We start from the raw sequence: 22,140 nt of genomic DNA, 5'->3' as shown, positions 1-22,140 counted from the left end.
TCCTTTTATTTGAATTGTTTTTTTGAAGTATCGTTTTCAAATTTACTATAAAGAAGGAGCCCTTCGCAAGCATGAAGGGCTCATCATTAATTTACGCGATGGATTTTTTTCGAAGCAAATCTTTCCAATGTTCAACAAGCTTTTTTTTCAGCTTCTTTAACATTGCGGATCATCTCCTTACTTCCTATATTATACGATCCTTGTCCAAAGTAAAGATAAATATCTCCTGTTATATATTTCTTATCTTTATTATATGAAGTAATAGGTATTTTTCTCATGGTTAAACATGGTAGTAACATATTTGTTAGAATTTGAGCTCCTTCGCGTCCACAAAAAAACGCAAAGGTGCTTTGCGGAACCCCTTTGCGTTTTAACTGAATTATTCTTATCTTTCGATTGGTGTTGCATTTTCAATTGGTGCGAATGGATCGTCTTTGTTAATATGATCATAAAACATTATTCCATTAAGATGATCGATCTCATGCTGGATACAAATGGCCGGTAAACCTTTCAGTCTAAGCTTAATCTCTTCACCTTCTAATGTCGTCGCTTTCACCGTTACTCTTGCATATCTTGGGACATAACCTGGAATTGATTCATCCACGGAAAGGCAGCCTTCGCCACTCGTTAAGTATGCTTTCTCCACAGAATGGCTGATAATCTTTGGATTAAAAAGGGCATAACTGTACAGGTTTTCTTTATCGTCGGTTACATGGATGGCGATCATTCTTTTTGAAATATTGATTTGAGGTGCTGCTAGACCAATTCCGGGTCTTAAGCCTTTTTCTTTGGCGATTTCAGGATTTTGACTTGCGATTACATATTCTAGCAGAGCTCTTAATGTATCTTTATCTTCCTCTGATGCTGGAAGCGGGACCTCTTTTGCAACGGAACGCAAAGTAGGATGACCGTCTTTAATAATGTCTTCCATCGTAAGCATGTATTTCACTCCCACGTAATTCTCTCGTGCATTATTTTAACAGAATTTATATTGACCGTATAGTTGCAACATTTTACTAGTAAGAGACATAATTAATAATAGATTTGAATAGGATCTATTAATCGTATCAATTTTCCCATTATGCATGTTTAGCAGGTAATATATCTAGATATATCATTGTAATGAAGCTCATTTTTAATACACTTAAACGACTTATGGAATCGTCATTGCTGATTTTTTCTCGGTTTTTCTTATGTGCTATTGTAAATATTTGCAACAAACTATATAGTAATAATTGTCATATGAAGGGGGTTACAAAGTGTCAATTTTAAATTGGAAGAAGCCGTTATTATTTTTTATTCTCATAAGTATGTTCGTTATAACAGGCTGTTTTAATCGAACCACCACTACGGATGAAATGTATACCGTGCTAGAAAATGTCGTTGATCTAGAGCAAGACTTTGAAAAACAGCAACAGCCTTTAGTAGAACTAGAGAAAGAAGAAAAGGAAATATACAGTGAGATCATCGGATTAGGGATGAAGGAATTTGAGCAAATTGTATCTCTTTCTGAAAAAGCCTTAACAATTGTTGATAAAAGGCAAGAGCATATGCAAAAGGAAGAAGAAAGTATCCAAGCGTCGAAACAGGAATTTGAAAAATTTGCTCCGTTGATTGAAAAACTAGATGAAGGGGAATTAAAAACAAAAGCGAATGAGCTATACGATACAATGCAAAAACGATTTGCTACTCATGATACCCTTTTTGACAATTATATGAAAGGGATTGAACATGATAAAGAGCTGTACCAAATGTTTCAGAAAGAGGGATTATCGATTGACGAGCTCGAAGAACAAATTACAAAAATAAACGATACGTATAAGCTCGTTCTTGATTCCAATGAAGAGTTTAACGAATATACGAAACAATATAATGAGATTAAACTTGGTTTTTATAAAGCCGCTGGAATTGAAATAAGTGAAGAGCAAGAGAGATAAAGGAATCGAAAAAAAGTCGGTTCCTTTTATTTTGGTTTCAATTACTGTTATGATTTGATTATAATTATTATTATATAATTTTCTTTATTATAACAGCGCTATCATTGTGTTATTTTTTATAGTACAGAAATTGTTTATTTGTGATACAGTTTGAAAAATATTTAACACATTAAAAACGTGAATAGATTAAAAAACTTGAAGCTTAGTAATTGACGTGGTTGATTTGATTAGTGTACACTAAAAACGAAGTTTGTAGTTGTATCAATTTATCTCTCTAAAATTATAGTACAGCTTTTGCCGCCAACTGGTTTTAAAGGGAGCGTTTTAATTCAAACAGATTGAGGAAAACTATTCGTAATCATGTGTGTTTAAAGCGCTTTATCAGTCTCAGATAAGTGTATTATTTCTAAGATGAGATAGATTTGGGTACTATAATATTGTTTTCTTTCCCATACATAGCTTGAAATGGAAGCAAAAATGGGAACCAAAAATATTTGTACTTTAATATATTTTGTATGAAAGGGTGACTTTTAATGGCTTCTAAAACAAATAAAGCTAGTTTTGATGCAAAGAAGCAGCTTGAAAAGGTAGAAGAGCAGTTTGAAACATTTCAAATACTTAACGAAGAGGGAGAAGTCGTAAATGAAGCGGCTGTACCGAACTTAAGTGACGAACAACTACAGGAACTAATGAAACGCATGGTGTATACAAGAATACTTGACCAACGCTCTATTTCATTAAATCGTCAAGGACGTCTTGGTTTCTATGCACCAACAGCTGGTCAAGAGGCTTCACAACTAGCATCGCAATTTGCCTTAGAAAAGGAAGACTTTATCCTTCCTGGTTACCGTGATGTTCCACAGCTTATCTGGCATGGGTTACCGTTATCACAAGCCTTCCTATGGTCAAGAGGACATTTCAAAGGTGGAGATATTCCTGAAGGTGTTAATGTAATCTCTCCACAAATCATCATTGGTGCTCAATATGTGCAGGCTGCTGGAGTTGCTCTCGGAATGCAAAAGCGTGGTCAAAAAGCGGTTGCTATTACGTATACAGGTGATGGTGGGACTTCACAAGGTGATTTCTATGAAGGAATCAACTTTGCAGGTGCTTACAAATCTCCTGCGATTTTTATCATTCAGAACAACCAGTTTGCGATTTCTACTCCTCGTGAAAAGCAAACAGCTGCTAAGACACTAGCGCAAAAAGCAGTTGCTGCTGGTATTCCAGGAATTGTTGTTGATGGAATGGATCCATTAGCTGTTTACAGTGCAGTTAGAGAAGCTCGCGAGCGTGCGATTAATGGAGAAGGGCCAACATTAATTGAAACAATGACATATCGCTACGGTCCTCATACAATGGCTGGGGATGACCCAACACGTTACCGTACGTCTGATTTAGATAACGAATGGGAAAAGAAAGACCCACTTGTTCGTTTCCGTAAATATTTAGAGAAAAAAGGAATTTGGAACGAAGAGTTGGAAAATGAAACAATTGAACAAGCAAAAGAAGATATTAAAGTAGCGATTAAAGAAGCAGATAATACTCCGAAGCAAAAGGTAACGGATTTGATCTCAATTATGTATGAAGAGCTTCCGCATAACCTAGAGGAGCAATATGAAATATATAAAGAGAAGGAGTCGAAGTAAGCCATGGCGCAAATGACAATGATTCAAGCAATCACGGATGCGTTACGCACTGAATTAAAAAATGATCCGAATGTATTAGTGTTCGGAGAAGACGTAGGTGTAAACGGTGGGGTTTTCCGTGCAACTGAAGGACTCCAAGCAGAATTTGGGGAAGATCGTGTGTTTGATACACCATTAGCTGAGTCTGGTATTGGTGGTTTAGCAGTTGGTCTAAGTTTACAAGGCTTCCGTCCTGTTCCAGAAATCCAATTCTTTGGATTCGTATATGAAGTAATGGATTCTATTTCTGGTCAATTAGCTCGTATGCGTTACCGCTCTGGTGGTCGATATAATGCACCAGTTACGATCCGTTCACCATTTGGTGGTGGAGTGCACACACCTGAAATGCATGCTGACAGCCTTGAAGGCTTAATGGCACAACAACCAGGATTGAAAGTGGTTATTCCTTCTACACCTTATGATGCAAAGGGATTATTAATTTCAGCTATTCGTGATAACGATCCAGTAATTTATTTAGAGCATATGAAATTATATCGCTCATTCAGACAAGAAGTACCTGAAGGAGAATATACAATTCCGCTTGGCAAGGCTGAAGTGAAGCGTGAAGGTACTGATCTTTCAATCATCACTTATGGTGCAATGGTTCATGAGTCAATTAAAGCAGCAGAAGAACTTGAAAAAGAAGGACATTCTGTTGAGGTTGTAGACTTACGTACAGTAGCTCCACTTGATATTGAAACCATTATCGCTTCAGTTGAAAAAACAGGTCGTGCAATTGTTGTTCAAGAAGCGCAAAAACAAGCTGGTATTGCAGCGCAAGTTGTTGCTGAAATTAACGATCGTGCAATCCTTAGCCTTGAAGCACCTGTTTTACGTGTTGCTGCACCGGATACAGTATTTGCGTTTCCACAAGCTGAATCTGTATGGCTTCCTAACGTTAAAGATATTATGGAGACAAGCAAAAAAGTACTTAATTTCTAAAAAAATTGAACAAATAGACCGTGTTTAAGGGAGATGGGTTGTCCATTACCCTTAAATTCGATCAAGTGGCATACAAACAAGAATATTTAGGAGGATGAACCCATGTCATTCCAATTTAAACTGCCTGATATTGGTGAAGGTATCCATGAAGGTGAAATTGTAAAATGGTTCGTGAAACCAGGCGATAAAGTGCAAGAAGATGATGTGCTTTGTGAAGTACAAAACGATAAAGCTGTTGTTGAAATTCCCTCTCCAGTAGAAGGTACAGTTGAGGAAGTTCTAGTTGATGAAGGAACAGTGGCAACAGTAGGACAGGTATTAATCACATTTGATGCACCTGGATATGAAGATCTTAAATTTAAAGGCGATGAAAGTGAAGAAGCTCCTAAAGAAGCACCTGCTGCTCAGCCAGAAGCAACACCAGAGGCAGGAGCGAGTGCAGAGCCTGCTGATCCAAACCGTCGCATTATTGCAATGCCTTCTGTTCGTAAGTATGCTCGTGATAAAGGTGTTGATATTCGTCAAGTAGCAGGTTCGGGTGATAACGGCCGTGTACTAAAAGATGATATTGATGCGTTCTTAAATGGTGGGGCACCAGTGCCAGCTTCAACAGCAACTGAAGAAGCACCAGCAGCACAAGCTGAATCGGCTAAACCAACACCAGCACCAATTCCAGCTGGTCAATATCCAGAAACTCGTGAGAAAATGAGTGGAATTCGTAAGGCAATTGCAAAAGCAATGGTGAATTCTAAACACACTGCTCCACATGTAACTCTTATGGATGAAGTCGATGTAACGAACCTTGTAGCAAATCGTAAGAAGTACAAAGAAGTTGCTGCAAGCAAGGGAATTAAGCTTACATTCCTTCCATATGTAGTAAAAGCATTAACAAGTGCATTGCGTGAATACCCTGCTTTAAATACTTCTTTAGATGATGCTACAAATGAGATTATTCATAAGCACTATTACAATATTGGAATTGCGGCAGATACAGAAAAAGGTTTATTAGTACCAGTTGTGAAGGATGCAGACCGCAAGTCTATATTCAATATTTCTCAAGAAATCAATGAACTAGCAGGAAAAGCTCGTGATGGTAAATTAGCTCCAGACGAAATGAAAGGTGCTTCTTGTACAATTTCGAATATCGGTTCTGCTGGTGGACAATGGTTTACTCCTGTCATTAATCATCCAGAAGTTGCCATTCTAGGTATTGGACGTATTGCTGAAAAACCTGTGATTAAAGATGGTGAAATTGTTGCAGCACCTGTGCTCGCACTTTCATTAAGCTTTGACCACCGTATGATTGATGGTGCTACTGCGCAAAATGCCCTAAATCATATTAAACGCTTATTAAATGATCCAGAATTAATGTTAATGGAGGCGTAATAAAATGGTAGTTGGAGATTTTCCTATCGAAACAGATACTCTTGTCCTTGGTGCAGGTCCTGGTGGTTATGTAGCAGCAATTCGTGCGGCACAACTTGGACAAAAAGTTACAATTGTTGAAAAAGCAAATCTTGGTGGCGTATGTCTGAATGTTGGTTGTATTCCTTCTAAGGCATTAATCGCTGCAGGTCACCGTTATGAAACGGCCCTACATTCTGAATCAATTGGGATTACTGCTGAAAATGTAAAAGTTGATTTTTCAAAGGTTCAAGAATGGAAAGGTAGCGTTGTAAATAAGCTTACTTCCGGTGTTGAGGGCTTATTAAAAGGGAATAAAGTAGAAATCGTTCGCGGCGAAGGTTATTTCGTTGACGCTAACACAATTCGTGTGATGGATGATAACTCAGCTCAAACATATACTTTTAAAAATGCAATAATCGCTACAGGATCTCGTCCGATTGAGCTTCCAACATTTAAGTATTCTAATCGTGTTATTAACTCAACAGGTGCTTTAAACCTACCTGAAATTCCAAAGAAACTCGTTATTATTGGTGGGGGAGTAATTGGAGTTGAGCTTGGAACTGCGTATGCGAACTTTGGAACAGAAGTAACGATTCTTGAAGGTAGTGATGAACTATTTGCTGGAGCATTTGAAAAGCAAATGTCTTCTATTGTAGCTCGTAACTTAAAGAAAAAAGGCGCTGACATCGTTACAAATGCACTTGCCAAAGGCGTCGTTGAAAATGAAAATGGCGTCGTTGTTACGTATGAAGCTAAAGGTGAGGAAAAAACAGTTGAGGCTGATTATGTACTAGTAACAGTAGGCCGTCGTCCAAATACTGACGAAATGGGTCTTGATCAACTTGGGATTGATATGACTGATCGTGGAATCATCAATATTGATGTCCAATGCCGTACAAATATTCCTAACATTTATGCGATAGGAGATATTGTCCCTGGACCACAATTAGCTCATAAAGCTTCCTATGAAGGAAAAATTGCGGCTGAGGCGATTGCAGGACATAATGCGCAAATCGATTATCTTGGAATCCCTGCAGTTGTATTCTCTGATCCTGAGCTTGCTTCTGTAGGTTATACAGAAAAACAAGCGAAAGATGAAGGAATCGAAGTAGTTGGTTCGAAGTTCCCATTTGCTGCAAATGGTCGTGCCCTAGCTTTAGATGCTGCAGAAGGCTTCTTAAAGCTTGTCACTCGTAAAGAGGATGGACTTGTTATTGGAGCACAAATCGCTGGACCGAGTGCTTCTGATATGATAGCGGAACTTGGCTTAGCGATCGAAGCAGGAATGACTGCTGAAGATTTAGCAATGACAATTCATGCTCACCCTACATTAGGAGAAATTACAATGGAAGCTGCAGAAGTAGCAATTGGCAGCCCAATTCACATTATTAAATAAGGTAACAATAAAGGAAAGCCATGTCAAAAGGTCGTTAGAAACGACTCAGACTGTAGACAAACTTGAAGGATTTCAGTTTGCTACAGTCTTTTTCTTTTAAAATAGAATTATGAATAGATAGTATAGGTTGATTATAACGAAGGGTGGCACTTTCCGCGGGCGGAGCCGAGCCGCTTTTTCCCGCAGGAGCGACAGCTCTGAGGAAGCTCACCGCCTGCCCCCCGGAAAGCAAGTGCCCGGAGCGGAAATTAACGGATTTTTACAGCCAACTATCCAAAAATGACAAAAGCCGTCGAGAGGGAACCTCTCGATGGCTTTTGTCGATACTCTGGGTTAAACGACTTTTTGAGATCAGCTTTTTCTTTTGTATCCAGCTTTTAGGTATTTTTGGTTGTCAATTGGATTTATTTTTCTACTGCTAAATGAATCGGCGGGCTCTGGAATGAGAACTCAATCTCCTTTGATAGAACTAGTTGGTTAGTCATGGGAGCATTCTTGTATATGAGAACATCTCCTTTTAATGGTTTAATTGGTTTTGGGGATTTTATTAGACCAAAAGTGAAAGGTTTTCTTTATTATGATAGAGGGAATTAAAAAAAGAGAGGCTCCTATAAGCTAGGCTTTTGGGACCCTCTTTTGTCATTATTTTCTTATTGAAGTTGTGCAATACCGGGATGTGTAACCTATAAACGAAAGTGTCCGGTAACCAATCGCCATTGAGCTTTCGTTTCATAGTTGGTAGCCGCCGAGCACGAAGAAAAATAGCTTACGCTAATGGTTCCTATTGCTCGCCGATCTCATGTTTAGTGTGTAAAAAATATTTGCTAATCTTTTGGGAAACGAGCTTTCTAAAAGTAGTATATCAAAATGATTAATTCATTAATGCAGCTTCGATGGGTTGAAGAATTTCTTCTTTAGAGCTTTCTCCTGCTACTTGTACTAAAACTTTATCGTTATGAAGAACGATAATCGCTGGACAAACTTCTACCTTAAGCTTTGTGAAAATGGCTTTATCAGTAGTGGGAGCAAAAGTTTTTATCTCATTGAATTCTTCAGGAAAGCGTTGTCGCAATTCAATAATCGCATCGTAATAAGGAGCTTCTATTTGAAGATTAGCATGCTCTGTTTCATTTGAAAAGAAGAGCACTTGCTTATCGCTACTATCAATCTCAAAGCTTTTAGCGTCGTTTTTTTGGCATGCAGGTATCAACATAAATAAGATCATAATTATAGGTGCGAATTTCATTGAAATAGCCTCACATTCAAATTAGAAATTCTGTTCAGAAAATACGCTTAATTACCCATATAGTAGCATAGTGACCAAAATAAATAGGGGATGTCATGTAAATGATACAGAATTGAAAAATATCATTCGAATTGAAATCATAGAATGCTAGTAAATATTGTATACTTAAGTAGGTGATATAAGTTGAGAAATTATGTTGTCATATTAATTCAGCTTATGATTTGGAGCGTTTATACTTTATTTGAATCGCTTTCTAAATATGATCAAATTGTCTATAATGTCGCGATGTTTTTCGTATTTATCTATTTAGGGATGGTCGCTAGTAATTTGATTTTGAAGTCTACAAAAAAAACGATCTTTGTCACCCTCGTTAGTTTAACTGTATATTGTGCCATTCACATTTTTTTGAGCCTTTTCTAGCAATGCTGAAAAGGAATGGATAAAATAGTAGGGACAGGAATACAATTCGTAATTATTTTGAGGTGACAGTATTGAAAAGATGGTTCGCGTTTATGGTAACTGGTCTTCTGTTAGTTGGCTGTGGTCATGAAAGTCCGAACGATTTTCTAGCAGAAACTGATGAGCAGTTGGTCGTCGATGAGGATCAGACAGAATGGACTAAAAAGGAAAACGAGAAGCAAGGATTAAAAGAGGCGGAACTGGAAACAAATGGTACTGAAAAGAGTGAACCGTTGTATAAGATCGATGACAAAACTTGGACAGTTGTACCGATAGAGGAAGCAAACGAAAAAGTTGTTTTATTAACAATTGACGATGCACCAGATAAGTACGCGTTGGAAATGGCTTACACATTAAAAAATTTAGGAGCTAAAGCAATTTTTTTTGTAAACGGTCATTTTATTGATACGCAAGAAAAAGCAGCAATTTTAAAAAAAATTTATGATTTAGGTTTTCCAATTGGGAATCATACCTACTCTCATCAAAATTTAGCGAATCTTACTCCTGAAAAACAATTACAGGAGATTATTGCTGTAAATGATCTTGTAGAGGAAATCACAGGTGAGCGACCAAAATTTTTCCGAGCTCCATTCGGGGCAAACACTGACGAGTCTAAAAAAATAGCAGCAGATGAAAAAATGGTTGTGATGAATTGGACGTACGGATATGATTGGGAAAAAGGTTTTCAGGAGAAAGATGCGTTGAGGGAAATAATGATTAATAGTCCATATTTAAATAATGGAGCAAATTTGTTAATGCATGACCGAAAATGGACAAGTGAAGCTTTAGAAGGGATTGTTCAAGGGTTGCGGAAGAAGGGCTATGAAATAGTCGCTCCCAATCTTATAAAAGTCCCTGAATAAATAAAAGGCAAGGACAAAGATTTGTCCCTGCCTATTTTCGTGGATAAAAATACATGACTCGTCCATTAAATAATTGCAGTTCAGCTTTGAGTTTTTTTGCTAAAAATTTACAAAATTCATTTGCTTTTCCTTTATCTCCAAATGTTGAGGTTTCTGGTAAGGTGATTTGAATATACGTTTGTTCGGACGGTGTTTCTTCTTCCTGATGAAAAGTCTGTTTATCAACTCCGATTAAAATGATATTATAATTCGCTTCATCTGATTTTAGATAAAACCACTTTCCTTTTCCTTCAGGTTTTTCGACAATCTCATACGGGAAGGCAGCTTCCCGGTATTCCCAATTAAGCTGATCACCAGTTTTATTCGTAATATTTTTATAATAATTGAATAGTTCGATTACTTCATCAGTGGTAACGCTTTCCTTTTCTGATGAAGGCACGAGTCTTATGTATGCGTGACTAGACATGTTCCATCCCCCTAATTATCCCAAAGATAAAGTAGATCATTTTTCTCTTCTATTCTAGCAAAGTTTTCAGATAAGTGACAACAGAGAAAAAGGAATGTTGACGATATTTTGACACTTCGGTAATATTGTTGTTTTCTATATTTTTATCAACTATAATAAAATTGGAAATATTATAACAAAAAGGAGGCGATAACGATGATGGAATATTTTCATAAGCTATATGATGAGCACGAAAAAGCCAAGGTACGATTTGTTGGGTTTGTGACGGAAACAACCCGTTATGATTTTGGCATTGTCTATACGAATCAATTTTTCGGTAAGCCCTTAGTCGTTTGTATGCAAACTGGCCGCTCAGCACTCCTCGACTCGAAAGACCTCGTTGATATTGAATACATTCAATCCGCATTCCGCATTCAAGATGAACAACAAGCATCGGATTTAATTGAGTTTTTTAAAACTGCAATTCCACATCTTCCTTTTGAACCTCAATATGAATAAGATGAGACCTGTTTGGTCTTTTTTTTACGTTTTCACTACTATAAAAGGTGATAATTTCGTTATTGCAGTGATCTAAACTTGATGAGAAAGAAAAAAGAACATGTCTGAAATGTTAACAGGACATGCTCGTTCATTGAAAAAAAGGATTAGAAAAATTATTTTTCTTCTTTTGAAGATTGACAGCAGTTGCATTTGGCGTACAGAATAGTTACCTTTTCATCCTCGAAATGCTCAACAGTTGATTCACATGTTTGGCAAACGATTGTACCCATTTTCCAGTCTCCTTTTTTATTAATATTGTAAAAAAACGTAAAAATGTAAGCGTTTAATAGCGTTAATTAAATAATAATATAACATAATTAATTATTCAAGTGTAAATTGTATGACACATTAAACTATTTTTGTTCGTTAATGTACTTCAAAGAAAAGAAAATAAACTTTAAGATAGGAGAGAAAATATTGCGTTGGACTGTAGAGAAAATAATTTCGTATGATTCAAAGGATACTTGGAAAGATAACGAGCCTCCTTTTGGATTTTTTGATGGCAGGGGGAATCGTTATGCTTTAAGCTATGATGAACATTGGATTGGCCAATATGAAGGAGCAGGAAAATTAGCTTGGACAGCGGGAAAGCAAATAGAAGTGAAGGGAGATAGGCATATTTTAGTTGACCTCGAGAATCCACATTATATTACTGATATGGATGAAGAGCATATATAGTCTCCAGTCATGGAAATAATTATATTTATAAGCTCAATCCTCAAAAGCTTTCCTACACGGTCTTTATTGATGGGAAGAGCCATGGCATTAAAGCTCTCGGAAATTGCGTTTTTGATGTAAATCATGATCTTTGGGTGAATGACATTACCGGCTGTCGTTTGTTCCAGTTTACTGAAAATGGCCAATTGAAAAATATCATAGGAAGTGTTGAGCCTGGATTTAATCTTGAGACAGTTTCTTATTCAGAGGCACGTTTTAATTGGATATATGACATTCGTCGAGATGCAAGAGGAAATATTTGTGTGTTAGATAGTAAAAATTTCGCATTAAGGCGGGTTAATGTTTTAACGAAAACCATTGAAACTTTAGCAGGAAATGGAAAGCCAGGTTATGATGGCGACGGAAAGAATGCAAAATTTGCAACATTTGGCAGTAACCAGAACGAATATTTTGATGGTCCTTGGGCCCTTTCAATAGATGAAGATAATAATATTTTTATAGGAGATACTCAAAATCATGTCGTTCGTATGATTGATTCAAGAGATCATAATATTTATACAATTGCTGGAAATCCACTTGTTAAAAAAAGTATCAAAAATGATGTCTATGAAGTTGACCCTAAAAAAGTGAGTCTCTTTAAAATATGCAGCATGGATTATTGTGATGGCAAATTATATATTCTCGAATGGGATGGTGATCTTATTATTTTAAAAAAGTTGATCAGGTGAATGTAAAAATGAAAAAAGGTGTTGGAAATTGTGAAAGATAAGGACAATATTTAATTGAAAAATTCATTTTAAAAGAAATTGCTTCCATTTGTAGACGAATCCAATAAAAAATCAAACCTGACTTAATGTCAGGTTTGATTTTTTATTGGATTGCTTTATGTTCTTTTATCACTCTTAGCATCCGTGCATCAAAATTCTCTGGTCCTTGTACTGGTAAACCAACTTCGATATTCTTCTTAATATAGAGGAGATTATCTTTAGTGATAATCTCTCCAGGAATAAAAATTGGGATTCCAGGAGGATAGACCATGATAAATTCCGCAATGATTCTTCCTTCAGATTGATCAAAGGGTACGAGCTCAGTTTCAGCATAAAATGCATCTCGAGGAGTTAATGCTAATAAAGGGATATCTGGCAATAATACTTTACTTTCTATTTGTTCTGTTCTCTTGATTCGGTTTTTTGAGAGCTCTCTAAGGGCTTTGAGCAAAATATCAGCTTCCCTCTTTGTGTCTCCCGGGGTCACAATACAAAGGATATTATAGAGATCAGATAATTCGACTTCAATATTATACATTCCTCGAAGCCATTTTTCGACCTCGTAACCAGTAATTCCAAGTTCTTTCACAGAAATGATTAATTTCGTTGGATCATAGTCAAAGGTAGCCATGGAGCCGAGGATTTCCGCTCCAACACAGTACAGATGTTCAATTTGATTAATTTCATGACGTATATATTGGGCCAACTGGATGGTTTCTTCAATGAGCTCATGCCCTTTTACAGCTAATTGTTTACGAGCAACGTCTAAAGATGCCAGCAGCAAATAAGAAGTCGATGTAGTCGTTAGCATACTTAAAATCGTTTGAACTCTTTTTGGGGAAACAAGCCCTTCTTTAACATTTAAAATGGAGCTTTGTGTCATAGAACCGCCTAGTTTATGAACACTTGTAGCAGACATATCTGCGCCTGCTTGCATTGCGGACATTGGCAGTTTTTCATGAAAATGAATATGTACTCCATGTGCTTCATCGACTAACACGGGGATGTCAAAAGAGTGAGCTATTTCCACAATCTGTTTCAAATCTGCAGATATACCAAAATAGGTTGGATTGATTACAAGTAATCCTTTTGCATCAGGATTTTGTTCGATTGCTCTTGTTACAGAATCAGTCGTAATTCCATGAGAAATTCCGAGCTGTTCATCAACCTCTGGATGGATAAAAATAGGAAGGGCGCCAGAGAAGATAATCGCCGACATCACCGATTTATGCACATTTCGAGGGACGATAATTTTATCTCCAGGTCCGCATACAGTCATCACCATTGTCATAATGGCACCGCTTGTCCCTTGGACTGAGAAAAAAGTATAATCTGCCCCGAATGCTTCTGCTGCTAAATCTTGAGCTTGTTTAATAATTCCCTTTGGTGCGTGTAAATCATCCAGTGGTCCAATATTAATTAAATCGATGGATAGAGCGTTGTCTCCGATAAATTCTCGAAAATCGGCATCCATTCCCACCCCTTTTTTATGGCCAGGAATATGGAATTGGATTGGATTTTTTTTTGCGTGTTCAAGTAGTCCGTTAAATAACGGTGTTTCAAATTGTGACAAAGTATTTCCACACCTCTTTATTAGAATATAAGTATTTCGCATTTATTTTCTTTATCATAATGAAGGAAAACAAATGAATTATAGCATTAATCCGTACTAGTGCAAAGAAAAATTAATGTAATACTGATAGTTTTCGAAGGAATCATGAAAATAACCGTAAAAAAAATAAGTAGCTGGCAACTACGTTCATTTTTTGAGGAAAAGGGTGATAACTTGCTTTTCTAGAAGAGAGGCGCTAAAATCACTGTTAGTTAAAGAAAGCGAGCGGATGTAAACATGGAATATCAATATCCTATTGATTATCATTGGTCTACTGAAGAGATTGTTGATGTGGTTAAATTTTTCGAACACATTGAAGCAGCATATGAAAGGGGAATTGAACGGGATGTTTTAATGGCATCGTACCGAAGATTTAAAGAGATTGTTCCCAGTAAGTCAGAGGAAAAGAAGCTATGCGGTGAATTTGAAGAGAGCAGCGGTTATTCTTCTTATCGAACTATAAAAAAAGCAAAGGAAAGTGAACGAGGACAAATTATTAAAATGTAACAGGGAGTTCTCGGCAGAAAATTGCTGAGTGTGGCTACGAAAGGTTGAACGTTAAAAAATAGCTGGTGGATTGTGACTCCATCAGCTATTTTTTATATGAACTCTATTTTTGATTAGAAAAAATGGTCGGTAGTCCTTCCCTTTACATTAAGAATTTGTTATATGTAGGTATTGACATTAATAATACCATTTAACAAAGCAGAAATGTAAGGAAGTCTGGGGCCTAATTTGCGTTTTAAATTAGGCAACCTTACACGTTTAAGCCAGTTTGTAAAGGGGTAATAATTGATTAAATACTTGTTCAACCTTTTTAACAAAGTCATCGCTTGACATTGCAACCGCTTCTTCTCTTGGAATTTGATAGCCGCAGAGAATCTCAGCTTTTTTAACGGTTTGTAAACGCTCAAACAATGCCTTTAATTCCTCTTTTTTCAGATTCTTATGTGGAATTACATCAGGCTTTGTATGATCACCAGACCAAACAAAATCTTTAGGTGTATCTTTATAAATCGCTGTTAGCTTTTTCTCTAATGTCTTTCCGAACTCAGCCTTATTAGGTGCTTCATATATTACAGCGAACCAAACAAAAACATGTGTTTCCCACAAGCCAATTTGAAAATGCGGTAGCATCTTATAACCGCGTGAATTGCTGGCAAATGCTACCCATGTATCTTTCGGTGGATTCACTGTTCTCCTTGCGTGCTTCGCAACATGAGCATACATTTCTGAGCCAGTTAGCGCAGATAGTGTTGGTGCAAAATGATCACCTAATGCTTCAAGCTTTGGTCTAATATTTTCCTTAAGAGCATCCATTCTTTCTTCAAAGCCATCTATTTTAAATACATTAAAATCAGCATCGGTAAAGCTAGATAATTTCATACTTTCCCTCCTCAGTCCTTTGTCAAATATTGTAGCATAATCACCCTTAAAACAAAAAATATCATGCCTTCTGCGATCTATTTTCGCAGTCCTTCATTGAGATATGGTGAAATAAATCGAAACTCGTCATAATTAGGCGATAACACAAATTAGTTGCATCCAAAATCAAATCCTCATATCATATATAAAAAGTTAGAATGTTTAGCGACTTGAAAAAAGAAAGGCAATACAAATAGCCTATTAAACACCTTTGGGAAGTTCATAATTTTCGAATCTTTTTTAAAAGAGCGATTTTAATTTAATTGAAAGGAGTGTCTGTTTCATGAAGCAGTTGATGAATACGTTAAAAAAGAGAGATTTAGAAAAGGAAAGGAAAGCTGTTTTAAGGTTGGAGCTGGATTATGAGCTATTGACATTGTTCGATGCGATGGCTGAAGATAATGATGATCAAAAGGAAAAATCAAAGCAAAAGCTTGAAAGAATTCGAGCAGAACTATTACGCTTAAAGGCTCTATAGTGGGCAAGGGGAACTAATAAATGGTTAGAGAAATGGAACAGCATTCGGGTTAAAAACGGACTCCTATAAGAAAATAGGTGTTCGTTTTTACTTTTTTGAAACGATTGAGATGGGTGGATGAATTTTAATTGGGGAAAAGTAAAATTAGTTGAACCGTACACATATTTGATTTACGCTAGTGAAAAGAACTAATTATAGAAGATGGGAAGCGATCTAGGTGAATAATAATGAGATTTTTGCAAGTGCCTCAAGCTGGATAAAAGAAGCTGGAGAGAGGATTAAGAAATCTTTCAAATCAACTCTTAATATAGAGACTAAATCGAATGCCAATGATCTTGTCACGAATATTGATAAAGAAACAGAGCGTTTTTTTATTACAAAAATAAAAGAGCGGTATCCAGACCACAAAGTATTAGGAGAGGAAGGGAATGGTGACACATTAAAAGAATTATCTGGAGTTGTCTGGATCATTGATCCGATCGATGGCACCATGAACTTTGTTCATCAGCAGAGAAATTTTGCTATCTCTATTGGAATATATGAGAACGGGGTCGGAAAGATCGGCCTTATTTATGATGTGGTTCATGATGAGCTTTACCATGCCATAAAAGGTGAAGGTGCTTACGTGAATGATATGCGTTTAAATACACTTGGAGAAGTTACTGTTTCACAAGCGATTATTGGCATAAATGCGACTTGGGTTACGCCGAATAGGAGAATTGATCCAGTTATTTTAGGGGCTGTAGTAAAGGATGCTCGTGGGACAAGGTCATACGGTTCTGCAGCAATTGAAATTGCCCAAGTGGCTGCTGGAAGATTGGATGCATACATGACACTCCGCCTTTCTCCTTGGGATTTTGCCGGTGGTTTAGTTCTTATTGAGGAAGTGGGAGGAGTAGCCAGCACATTAAAAGGTGAACCCATTCAACTATTAGATGAAAACTCCATTTTTATTTCTAAGCCAGGACTTCATGAAGAGATTTTAAAGAAGTATTTAGGAAATCGAGAGTGGTGAATTTTACAAATAATGAAAACGGAGTTGACAGGAATTCTATCAACTCAGTTTTCATTTCTATATTTTCGTTTTAAAGTAAAACCGAACCCCATTACGGCTATAAATGCAATAAGGGAAATTACAGTTCCGATTATGCTTCGATAGCTAATAGCGATGCCTACTCCCCCCATACAAGCAACTGCAGCTATCGCTAAAAATAAAAATGGCCATTTAATGTTACTCACTATAAATTCCCCCCGTTTAAGTATAGGAAAGCGTCCTTTGGAAATGGGCTTAATCTCTTTTTTCTCATTTCGAAGGCGCTTTCCTTTGCATTTCTTCATCTAATTTAACATAAAAAGCGTATAGGTTTCTACATTGTTTATGTTATAATATTTCAGTTAGGCTACAGAATATTAAATAGAGTAAAGTTGAATAAAGGTAGGAGTGGAATTTTTGAAAATAAGAGAAGATATTCGCAACATTGCGATCATTGCACACGTTGACCACGGGAAAACAACCCTAGTCGATCAATTATTAAAACAGTCGGGGACATTTCGTACAAATGAGCATGTTGAAGAGCGTGCGATGGATTCTAACGACATCGAGAGAGAACGTGGAATTACGATTTTGGCGAAAAATACTGCGATTCAATATAAGGACACTAGAATCAATATTTTAGATACTCCGGGCCACGCAGACTTTGGCGGTGAAGTGGAGCGAATCATGAAAATGGTTGATGGTGTTTTATTAGTTGTCGATGCCTATGAAGGCTGTATGCCGCAAACTCGTTTTGTTTTAAAGAAAGCATTAGAACAAAACTTAACACCCATTGTTGTTGTCAATAAAATTGATCGTGATTTTGCTCGTCCGAAAGAAGTTATTGATGAAGTTTTGGATCTATTCATTGAGTTGGACGCAAATGAAGATCAATTGGAATTCCCTGTAGTTTATGCTTCGGCAATTAATGGTACTGCAAGCGCAGATCCAGAGCAGCAAGATGAAAATATGCAGGTTTTATATGATACGATTGTTGAACATATTCCAGCACCAATTGATAATAGAGAAGAGCCCTTACAGTTTCAAGTTGCTTTGCTTGACTACAACGATTATGTTGGAAGAATTGGAATTGGCCGTGTTTTCCGTGGAACGATGAAGGTTGGTCAACAGGTTGCCTTGATGAAGCTTGATGGGACAGTTAAGCAATTCCGCGTAACAAAGATATTTGGCTTTTTTGGATTGAAACGTCAGGAAGTTCAGGAAGCATATGCTGGAGATTTAATCGCTGTTTCTGGGATGGAGGACATTAATGTCGGTGAAACAGTTTGTCCATTTGAGCATCAGGAAGCACTCCCTGTATTACGCATTGATGAACCAACATTGCAAATGACGTTTCTTGTAAACAATAGTCCGTTTGCGGGAAGAGAAGGAAAGTTCATTACTTCTAGAAAAATTGAAGAGCGGTTACGGGCGCAATTACAAACCGATGTTAGCTTAAGGGTTGAGAATACCGATTCGCCGGATGCTTGGATTGTGTCAGGACGAGGTGAGCTTCATTTGTCAATTCTTATTGAAAATATGCGTCGTGAAGGCTATGAACTTCAAGTTTCTAAGCCTGAGGTAATCGTGCGGGAAATTGACGGTGTTCGTTGTGAGCCTGTTGAACGCGTACAGATTGATGTGCCTGAAGAGCATACAGGGGCGGTAATGGAGTCAATTGGTGCAAGAAAAGGTGAAATGCTTGATATGATCAACAATGGTTCTGGTCAGGTGCGTCTAATCTTTATGGTGCCAGCCCGCGGACTGATCGGTTATACAACTGAATTTTTAACATTAACTCGTGGATATGGAATTATTAATCATAGCTTTGACAGCTATCAGCCAATTGCCCAAGGACAGGTTGGAGGAAGACGTCAAGGAGTTCTTGTCTCAATGGAATCTGGCAAAGCAACAACTTATGGTATAATGCAAGTAGAAGATCGGGGCGTCATCTTTGTCAATGCTGGGACTGAGATTTATGAAGGAATGATTGTTGGAGAGCATAACCGTGAGAACGACATTACGGTTAATATCACAAAGGTTAAGCATGCAACCAATGTTCGTTCAGCGACAAAAGATCAAACGACTACAATGAAAAAACCGCGTATTATGTCGCTTGAAGAAGCATTAGAGTATTTAAATGAAGATGAATATTTAGAAGTGACACCTGAATCAATCAGACTTCGCAAAAAGATCCTTGATAAAGGGGAAAGAGAAAGAGTTGCGAAGAAAAAGAAAACTGTTTAAGAGAAAAAGTGCTTTATAAGGGGAGTAATGAAGAATGGATATTACTGAACGCCTGACTTTTTTCGCCGCACTGTTTAAAGTGGATGAGAATCCTAAATTGGGAATGTGGCTGCTTTATATTACTGTCATTATTCTCTGTGTGATCGTCTTTAAATTAGGATTTGCAAGAAAGTTACCTTTATTACAAAACATTATTATTTATGCTTTCTTAATATTCGGATGTACCATCTTAACTTTTTTTGCTGTATTTTTGCCGATTGCAGAAGGGTTAGTGGTGGCAGCGCTGATTTTAATCATATATAAAATTCGCTTGCATCAAGAGAGAAAACATAAAGAGCATGAAGTGTAAAGGGGAGAGCTATGAATTCAGTTCAGGATGCAATCTATAATTGGTTAACGATCAAAATTGTGATTGATGCACGCCCGGAGGATACAGCCGCAGTTGAAACAGAGAAAATGTTTTATGACATTTTGTTAGAAAAGCATATGCTTTCGAATATCGAAGTTTCCAAGGATGAAGACATGTACTATGTTCACTTTGATGAACAGGGAGAAAGAAAAAAGCAAAGGTTTCCCCGAGAGTTAATTGAGGTCATGTTAAATCAGATTAATCAACAACCAGAAAAGTATCGCAATTATCCGCAATAACGAAACTCCGCTCAATGCTTTGAGCGGAGTTTTGTTTGTCGACAAAGGCATCGTGAGGGTTACCTCTCGGTGTCTTTTGCCATTTTGGGATAGAAATGCGGTTAAATTTGCGCTGATTTTCGCTCCAGAGTTGCTTGTTCCGGCTATTTGCTTTATATTGGTGCTTTTCATCGGATTGAACTCTTGCAAGCATCATTTGTTTCAGTCAGTTGAATAGCCCGCTTTATCGAACATTTCATGATTTACTCAATTAGTCCGAATACACCTTCTAATATCCTAGGAGTCAAGCCTCTTCCACTCCAATCAACTAGCTTAAGTCCTACTCAAGTAGGTGATCAATTCCAATTAAGCGTTCGTGAACTAAAAATAAGCATCGTCTGCAATGGACTTGTAATCCCTCATACGGTTTCCAGCTCCTATCTCCTTTTCTTTAGACTTCTTAAAAACTTCGTTCAATTGCAGATTTGAGCTTAACGTACCAACTGGCTTATTGTTAGAATTTCTAAAGGGTCTAGCTCTGTAATAGGTTTCTCGCCAGCCTTTTCTATCGTCTCTAAGATGAATATTTTAAAGCAAAAAAGACTATAGACAGCCTTGATTTCATCAAGTTTGTCTATAGTCTGAACTCTGCTCAATGCTTTGAGCAAGTTTTGTTGTTTAGGCAATGAGCCGTAAAGTTGGTGTAGAATCACACCAATAATGTAGCTCTAAGAGCACTCAAGCAATAATTTTTGCTTATGTTCACCAATCTTCTTCTTCGTTGTTGGAACGATACAGTCTAAAATTTCCCGTCGCAATTCTCTCGTTCGTTCGCTCGGTAATTCTTGTTTCACAAGATTTGCACATAAATGTATGAATAGGTCGATTTCTTAATTTTTTTGCTTGAAAAGAATGATCGTCAATGGATTCTATATTATCACAAATTACACATTTAACTCTCATTATTACACCTCTTTAGTTTACTAGACAATATTGGTTTTATTCTTACAAGTATACCATTCTCAAAAGAAAAAGTCTTAGCTTGTAAACAAAATAATACATGCCGCTATATGGCCTGACGGATGTGCTTTTACAAAAATCATCATTAAAAGCATATTTTTTAACATTCCTTCATTAAAATTTATGGTAACATGGTTATAATATTATATTGGGATGGAATGGTAGGAGGGATAGGAATGGCCAATCAAGTGGAACCCATTTTAATCACACCATTACTTGATGAATTAAAAAAAGAGCGCTTTGTCACAATTGCAACGGTTGACTATGAAACAGGCGGACCAAATGTTAATGCTATTTCATGGATTTATGCAAAGGATGAGAAAACGATCTTTTTTGCTGTCGATAATCGTTCCAGAATTGTCCAAAATATTCAAGAAAACAATCAGGTCGTTTTAAATGTCATCGTTAATGAAAGTACGTATTCTATTAGTGGAGAAGCGACGCTAGAAGCTGAGTTGATGGAAAATGTTCCGTTGAAGCTTGCGCTAGTAAAGATTAATGTTCTTGAAGTAAGGGATGTTATGTTTTATGGTTCGAAGATTATTGTTGAACCGCAATATGATAAAACTTACGATCAAGAAGCAGCATTACACCTAGATCGTCAGGTTATGGATGAGATGAAAAGAGCTTAGCAGCATTCTGTGCTAAGCTCTTTGTTGTTCGCATTTCTTACGTAATTAATTTAAATGGCGATTGGATTGTTCTTTTTGCTTTTCTTCTAATTTTTTCGATTGTTGATTGTTTAAATTCTCTTTCGGTTTATCGACGGTGTTTTCTTTTGTACCAGGATCAACCATATCTGCTGGTATCTCGGGCATTAATCTTCCAGAAATATCAGCAAGTTCGTTAAAAATTCCTTGAATTGGTTTTCCGTCGCGAATATCGTTGCCAATTTCTCTTATTCTCGCCGTCATATCTGGGTCGGCGACAACCACAGCGCGTGCACCATGAGGATCATTTTTTAAGCTCTCTGCTACAGAGTACTTAATAGAGCCTACTTCTGAACGCTCTAGATCTTCATTTACATCAATTCCGACAATAGCATAATTTCCAAGGACAACGGCGGCGGCATCATTTACATTTGGAATACTTGCAGCTAAGTCAACAAGATGTTGGGAAATTTCTTGACCGCTTTTACGGTCAACGTTTTGTATGGTAGAATTTCGTACATTTAAAGCTTGCTGTTGATGATTGGTTTCATTTGCTTCATCTCGATTTGCTCCACAGCCTGTAATTAAAAATATGAGAAGGAGCACGAAAAGTTTATTTTTTATCATGTATGGCACCTCCAGATTGGTTGAGAATGAGC

General features: G+C 37.0%; 25 protein-coding genes. 16 read left to right on the top strand and 9 right to left on the bottom strand.

Going from position 1 to position 22,140, the window contains the following annotated elements; translation table 11 throughout:
* Positions 1 to 385: 385 nt before the first annotated feature.
* Positions 386 to 940, bottom strand: coding sequence for a peptide deformylase (gene def / locus PZE06_RS01025; protein ID WP_150913185.1), 555 nt, complete (start codon positions 938 to 940; stop codon positions 386 to 388).
* 319 nt (positions 941 to 1,259) lie between these two features.
* Between def and PZE06_RS01020 the strand changes: the two genes are divergently transcribed.
* From PZE06_RS01020 to lpdA, 5 genes are all read left to right on the top strand, one after another.
* The gene (locus PZE06_RS01020) at positions 1,260 to 1,937 is read left to right on the top strand and encodes a YkyA family protein (RefSeq protein ID WP_150913187.1); all 678 of its coding nucleotides are present in this window, start codon (positions 1,260 to 1,262) and stop codon (positions 1,935 to 1,937) included.
* A 533-nt stretch (positions 1,938 to 2,470) separates the two neighbouring features.
* A complete protein-coding gene (pdhA, locus tag PZE06_RS01015) occupies positions 2,471 to 3,586 on the top strand; it encodes a pyruvate dehydrogenase (acetyl-transferring) E1 component subunit alpha (protein WP_095313459.1) in 1,116 nt (371 codons plus the stop codon).
* A 3-nt stretch (positions 3,587 to 3,589) separates the two neighbouring features.
* Positions 3,590 to 4,567 carry an alpha-ketoacid dehydrogenase subunit beta gene (locus PZE06_RS01010; RefSeq protein ID WP_150913189.1) on the top strand — a complete coding sequence of 326 codons (978 nt, stop codon included), beginning with the start codon at positions 3,590 to 3,592 and terminating at the stop codon, positions 4,565 to 4,567.
* A gap of 102 nt (positions 4,568 to 4,669) precedes the next feature.
* Positions 4,670 to 5,953, top strand: coding sequence for a dihydrolipoamide acetyltransferase family protein (locus PZE06_RS01005; RefSeq protein WP_150913191.1), 1,284 nt, complete (start codon positions 4,670 to 4,672; stop codon positions 5,951 to 5,953).
* Between the two features lie 4 nt (positions 5,954 to 5,957).
* On the top strand, positions 5,958 to 7,370 hold the full coding sequence (lpdA, locus tag PZE06_RS01000; RefSeq protein WP_150913193.1) for a dihydrolipoyl dehydrogenase: 1,413 nt from the start codon (positions 5,958 to 5,960) through the stop codon (positions 7,368 to 7,370).
* 871 nt (positions 7,371 to 8,241) lie between these two features.
* Here the strand turns inward: lpdA and PZE06_RS00995 are convergent.
* Positions 8,242 to 8,616 (bottom strand): small peptidoglycan-associated lipoprotein, encoded by a 375-nt coding sequence (locus tag PZE06_RS00995; protein WP_150913195.1) that lies wholly within the window; start codon positions 8,614 to 8,616, stop codon positions 8,242 to 8,244.
* A 491-nt stretch (positions 8,617 to 9,107) separates the two neighbouring features.
* On the opposite strand from PZE06_RS00995, the gene PZE06_RS00990 reads away from it, so the two are divergent.
* The gene (locus PZE06_RS00990) at positions 9,108 to 9,938 is read left to right on the top strand and encodes a polysaccharide deacetylase family protein (protein ID WP_225310568.1); all 831 of its coding nucleotides are present in this window, start codon (positions 9,108 to 9,110) and stop codon (positions 9,936 to 9,938) included.
* Positions 9,939 to 9,969: 31 nt separating this feature from the next.
* Here the strand turns inward: PZE06_RS00990 and PZE06_RS00985 are convergent, their stop codons facing one another.
* Positions 9,970 to 10,404 carry a DUF1885 family protein gene (locus PZE06_RS00985; RefSeq protein ID WP_150913199.1) on the bottom strand — a complete coding sequence of 145 codons (435 nt, stop codon included), beginning with the start codon at positions 10,402 to 10,404 and terminating at the stop codon, positions 9,970 to 9,972.
* Between the two features lie 198 nt (positions 10,405 to 10,602).
* On the opposite strand from PZE06_RS00985, the gene PZE06_RS00980 reads away from it, so the two are divergent.
* The gene (locus PZE06_RS00980) at positions 10,603 to 10,902 is read left to right on the top strand and encodes a DUF3055 domain-containing protein (protein WP_150913552.1); all 300 of its coding nucleotides are present in this window, start codon (positions 10,603 to 10,605) and stop codon (positions 10,900 to 10,902) included.
* Between the two features lie 155 nt (positions 10,903 to 11,057).
* On the opposite strand, the gene PZE06_RS00975 is transcribed toward PZE06_RS00980, so the two are convergent.
* Positions 11,058 to 11,174, bottom strand: coding sequence for a GapA-binding peptide SR1P (locus PZE06_RS00975; protein ID WP_095313445.1), 117 nt, complete (start codon positions 11,172 to 11,174; stop codon positions 11,058 to 11,060).
* A 187-nt stretch (positions 11,175 to 11,361) separates the two neighbouring features.
* On the opposite strand from PZE06_RS00975, the gene PZE06_RS00970 reads away from it, so the two are divergent.
* Positions 11,362 to 11,622, top strand: coding sequence for a hypothetical protein (locus PZE06_RS00970; RefSeq protein ID WP_150913201.1), 261 nt, complete (start codon positions 11,362 to 11,364; stop codon positions 11,620 to 11,622).
* Between the two features lie 134 nt (positions 11,623 to 11,756).
* Positions 11,757 to 12,350, top strand: coding sequence for an NHL repeat-containing protein (locus PZE06_RS00965; protein ID WP_150913203.1), 594 nt, complete (start codon positions 11,757 to 11,759; stop codon positions 12,348 to 12,350).
* A 142-nt stretch (positions 12,351 to 12,492) separates the two neighbouring features.
* Here the strand turns inward: PZE06_RS00965 and PZE06_RS00960 are convergent, their stop codons facing one another.
* Positions 12,493 to 13,962, bottom strand: a complete 1,470-nt coding sequence (locus tag PZE06_RS00960) for an aminotransferase class I/II-fold pyridoxal phosphate-dependent enzyme (protein WP_150913205.1) — start codon at positions 13,960 to 13,962, stop codon at positions 12,493 to 12,495.
* Between the two features lie 276 nt (positions 13,963 to 14,238).
* Here PZE06_RS00960 and PZE06_RS00955 point away from each other — a divergent pair, with 276 nt between their 5' ends.
* Complete coding sequence (locus PZE06_RS00955) at positions 14,239 to 14,508, top strand: UPF0223 family protein (RefSeq protein WP_150913207.1); 270 nt, start codon at positions 14,239 to 14,241, stop codon at positions 14,506 to 14,508.
* 258 nt (positions 14,509 to 14,766) lie between these two features.
* Here the strand turns inward: PZE06_RS00955 and PZE06_RS00950 are convergent, their stop codons facing one another.
* Entirely contained in the window at positions 14,767 to 15,387 is a 621-nt protein-coding gene (locus PZE06_RS00950; protein ID WP_150913210.1) for a DUF1054 domain-containing protein, read from the bottom strand.
* A 322-nt stretch (positions 15,388 to 15,709) separates the two neighbouring features.
* Here PZE06_RS00950 and PZE06_RS00945 point away from each other — a divergent pair, with 322 nt between their 5' ends.
* Both PZE06_RS00945 and PZE06_RS00940 read left to right on the top strand, forming a co-directional pair.
* Positions 15,710 to 15,904 (top strand): hypothetical protein, encoded by a 195-nt coding sequence (locus PZE06_RS00945; RefSeq protein ID WP_095313200.1) that lies wholly within the window; start codon positions 15,710 to 15,712, stop codon positions 15,902 to 15,904.
* Positions 15,905 to 16,121: 217 nt separating this feature from the next.
* The gene (locus PZE06_RS00940; RefSeq protein ID WP_150913212.1) at positions 16,122 to 16,919 is read left to right on the top strand and encodes an inositol monophosphatase family protein; all 798 of its coding nucleotides are present in this window, start codon (positions 16,122 to 16,124) and stop codon (positions 16,917 to 16,919) included.
* A 44-nt stretch (positions 16,920 to 16,963) separates the two neighbouring features.
* Here PZE06_RS00940 and PZE06_RS29825 read toward each other — a convergent pair whose 3' ends face one another.
* The gene (locus PZE06_RS29825) at positions 16,964 to 17,143 is read right to left on the bottom strand and encodes a YlaF family protein (RefSeq protein ID WP_150913214.1); all 180 of its coding nucleotides are present in this window, start codon (positions 17,141 to 17,143) and stop codon (positions 16,964 to 16,966) included.
* A 211-nt stretch (positions 17,144 to 17,354) separates the two neighbouring features.
* Between PZE06_RS29825 and typA the strand changes: the two genes are divergently transcribed.
* From typA to PZE06_RS00920, 3 genes are read left to right on the top strand one after another with little or no spacing between them, the layout of a single operon-like run.
* Complete coding sequence (typA, locus tag PZE06_RS00930) at positions 17,355 to 19,184, top strand: translational GTPase TypA (RefSeq protein ID WP_150913216.1); 1,830 nt, start codon at positions 17,355 to 17,357, stop codon at positions 19,182 to 19,184.
* A 34-nt stretch (positions 19,185 to 19,218) separates the two neighbouring features.
* The gene (locus PZE06_RS00925) at positions 19,219 to 19,533 is read left to right on the top strand and encodes a YlaH-like family protein (protein WP_095313192.1); all 315 of its coding nucleotides are present in this window, start codon (positions 19,219 to 19,221) and stop codon (positions 19,531 to 19,533) included.
* A gap of 11 nt (positions 19,534 to 19,544) precedes the next feature.
* Positions 19,545 to 19,832: a hypothetical protein gene (locus tag PZE06_RS00920; protein WP_150913218.1), complete on the top strand. Its 288-nt coding sequence runs from the start codon at positions 19,545 to 19,547 to the stop codon at positions 19,830 to 19,832.
* A gap of 741 nt (positions 19,833 to 20,573) precedes the next feature.
* Here PZE06_RS00920 and PZE06_RS00915 read toward each other — a convergent pair.
* Positions 20,574 to 20,774: a YlaI family protein gene (locus tag PZE06_RS00915; RefSeq protein ID WP_095313188.1), complete on the bottom strand. Its 201-nt coding sequence runs from the start codon at positions 20,772 to 20,774 to the stop codon at positions 20,574 to 20,576.
* 233 nt (positions 20,775 to 21,007) lie between these two features.
* Here PZE06_RS00915 and PZE06_RS00910 point away from each other — a divergent pair, with 233 nt between their 5' ends.
* The gene (locus PZE06_RS00910; protein WP_150913220.1) at positions 21,008 to 21,463 is read left to right on the top strand and encodes a pyridoxamine 5'-phosphate oxidase family protein; all 456 of its coding nucleotides are present in this window, start codon (positions 21,008 to 21,010) and stop codon (positions 21,461 to 21,463) included.
* Positions 21,464 to 21,508: 45 nt separating this feature from the next.
* On the opposite strand, the gene PZE06_RS00905 is transcribed toward PZE06_RS00910, so the two are convergent.
* Positions 21,509 to 22,108 carry a YhcN/YlaJ family sporulation lipoprotein gene (locus tag PZE06_RS00905; RefSeq protein WP_150913222.1) on the bottom strand — a complete coding sequence of 200 codons (600 nt, stop codon included), beginning with the start codon at positions 22,106 to 22,108 and terminating at the stop codon, positions 21,509 to 21,511.
* Between the last annotated feature and the right edge of the window lie 32 nt (positions 22,109 to 22,140).

This window comes from Robertmurraya sp. DFI.2.37 (genome assembly GCF_029211245.1).
Taxonomy (GTDB): domain Bacteria; phylum Bacillota; class Bacilli; order Bacillales; family Cytobacillaceae; genus Robertmurraya; species Robertmurraya methanolica_A.
This window is presented reverse-complemented; position numbering and strand designations above follow the sequence as displayed.

Excerpts from the sequence above, each read along its gene's own strand:
- def (WP_150913185.1), bottom strand. The coding sequence starts at position 940 with ATGCTTACGATGGAAGACATTATTAAAGACGGTCATCCTACTTTGCGT.
- pdhA (WP_095313459.1), top strand. The coding sequence starts at position 2,471 with ATGGCTTCTAAAACAAATAAAGCTAGTTTTGATGCAAAGAAGCAGCTT.
- PZE06_RS01010 (WP_150913189.1), top strand. The coding sequence starts at position 3,590 with ATGGCGCAAATGACAATGATTCAAGCAATCACGGATGCGTTACGCACT.
- PZE06_RS01005 (WP_150913191.1), top strand. The coding sequence starts at position 4,670 with ATGTCATTCCAATTTAAACTGCCTGATATTGGTGAAGGTATCCATGAA.
- lpdA (WP_150913193.1), top strand. The coding sequence starts at position 5,958 with ATGGTAGTTGGAGATTTTCCTATCGAAACAGATACTCTTGTCCTTGGT.
- PZE06_RS00995 (WP_150913195.1), bottom strand. The coding sequence starts at position 8,616 with ATGAAATTCGCACCTATAATTATGATCTTATTTATGTTGATACCTGCA.
- PZE06_RS00985 (WP_150913199.1), bottom strand. The coding sequence starts at position 10,404 with ATGTCTAGTCACGCATACATAAGACTCGTGCCTTCATCAGAAAAGGAA.
- PZE06_RS00980 (WP_150913552.1), top strand. The coding sequence starts at position 10,603 with ATGGAATATTTTCATAAGCTATATGATGAGCACGAAAAAGCCAAGGTA.
- PZE06_RS00975 (WP_095313445.1), bottom strand. The coding sequence starts at position 11,174 with ATGGGTACAATCGTTTGCCAAACATGTGAATCAACTGTTGAGCATTTC.
- PZE06_RS00955 (WP_150913207.1), top strand. The coding sequence starts at position 14,239 with ATGGAATATCAATATCCTATTGATTATCATTGGTCTACTGAAGAGATT.
- PZE06_RS00950 (WP_150913210.1), bottom strand. The coding sequence starts at position 15,387 with ATGAAATTATCTAGCTTTACCGATGCTGATTTTAATGTATTTAAAATA.
- PZE06_RS00945 (WP_095313200.1), top strand. The coding sequence starts at position 15,710 with ATGAAGCAGTTGATGAATACGTTAAAAAAGAGAGATTTAGAAAAGGAA.
- PZE06_RS00925 (WP_095313192.1), top strand. The coding sequence starts at position 19,219 with ATGGATATTACTGAACGCCTGACTTTTTTCGCCGCACTGTTTAAAGTG.
- PZE06_RS00920 (WP_150913218.1), top strand. The coding sequence starts at position 19,545 with ATGAATTCAGTTCAGGATGCAATCTATAATTGGTTAACGATCAAAATT.
- PZE06_RS00915 (WP_095313188.1), bottom strand. The coding sequence starts at position 20,774 with ATGAGAGTTAAATGTGTAATTTGTGATAATATAGAATCCATTGACGAT.
- PZE06_RS00910 (WP_150913220.1), top strand. The coding sequence starts at position 21,008 with ATGGCCAATCAAGTGGAACCCATTTTAATCACACCATTACTTGATGAA.
- PZE06_RS00905 (WP_150913222.1), bottom strand. The coding sequence starts at position 22,108 with ATGATAAAAAATAAACTTTTCGTGCTCCTTCTCATATTTTTAATTACA.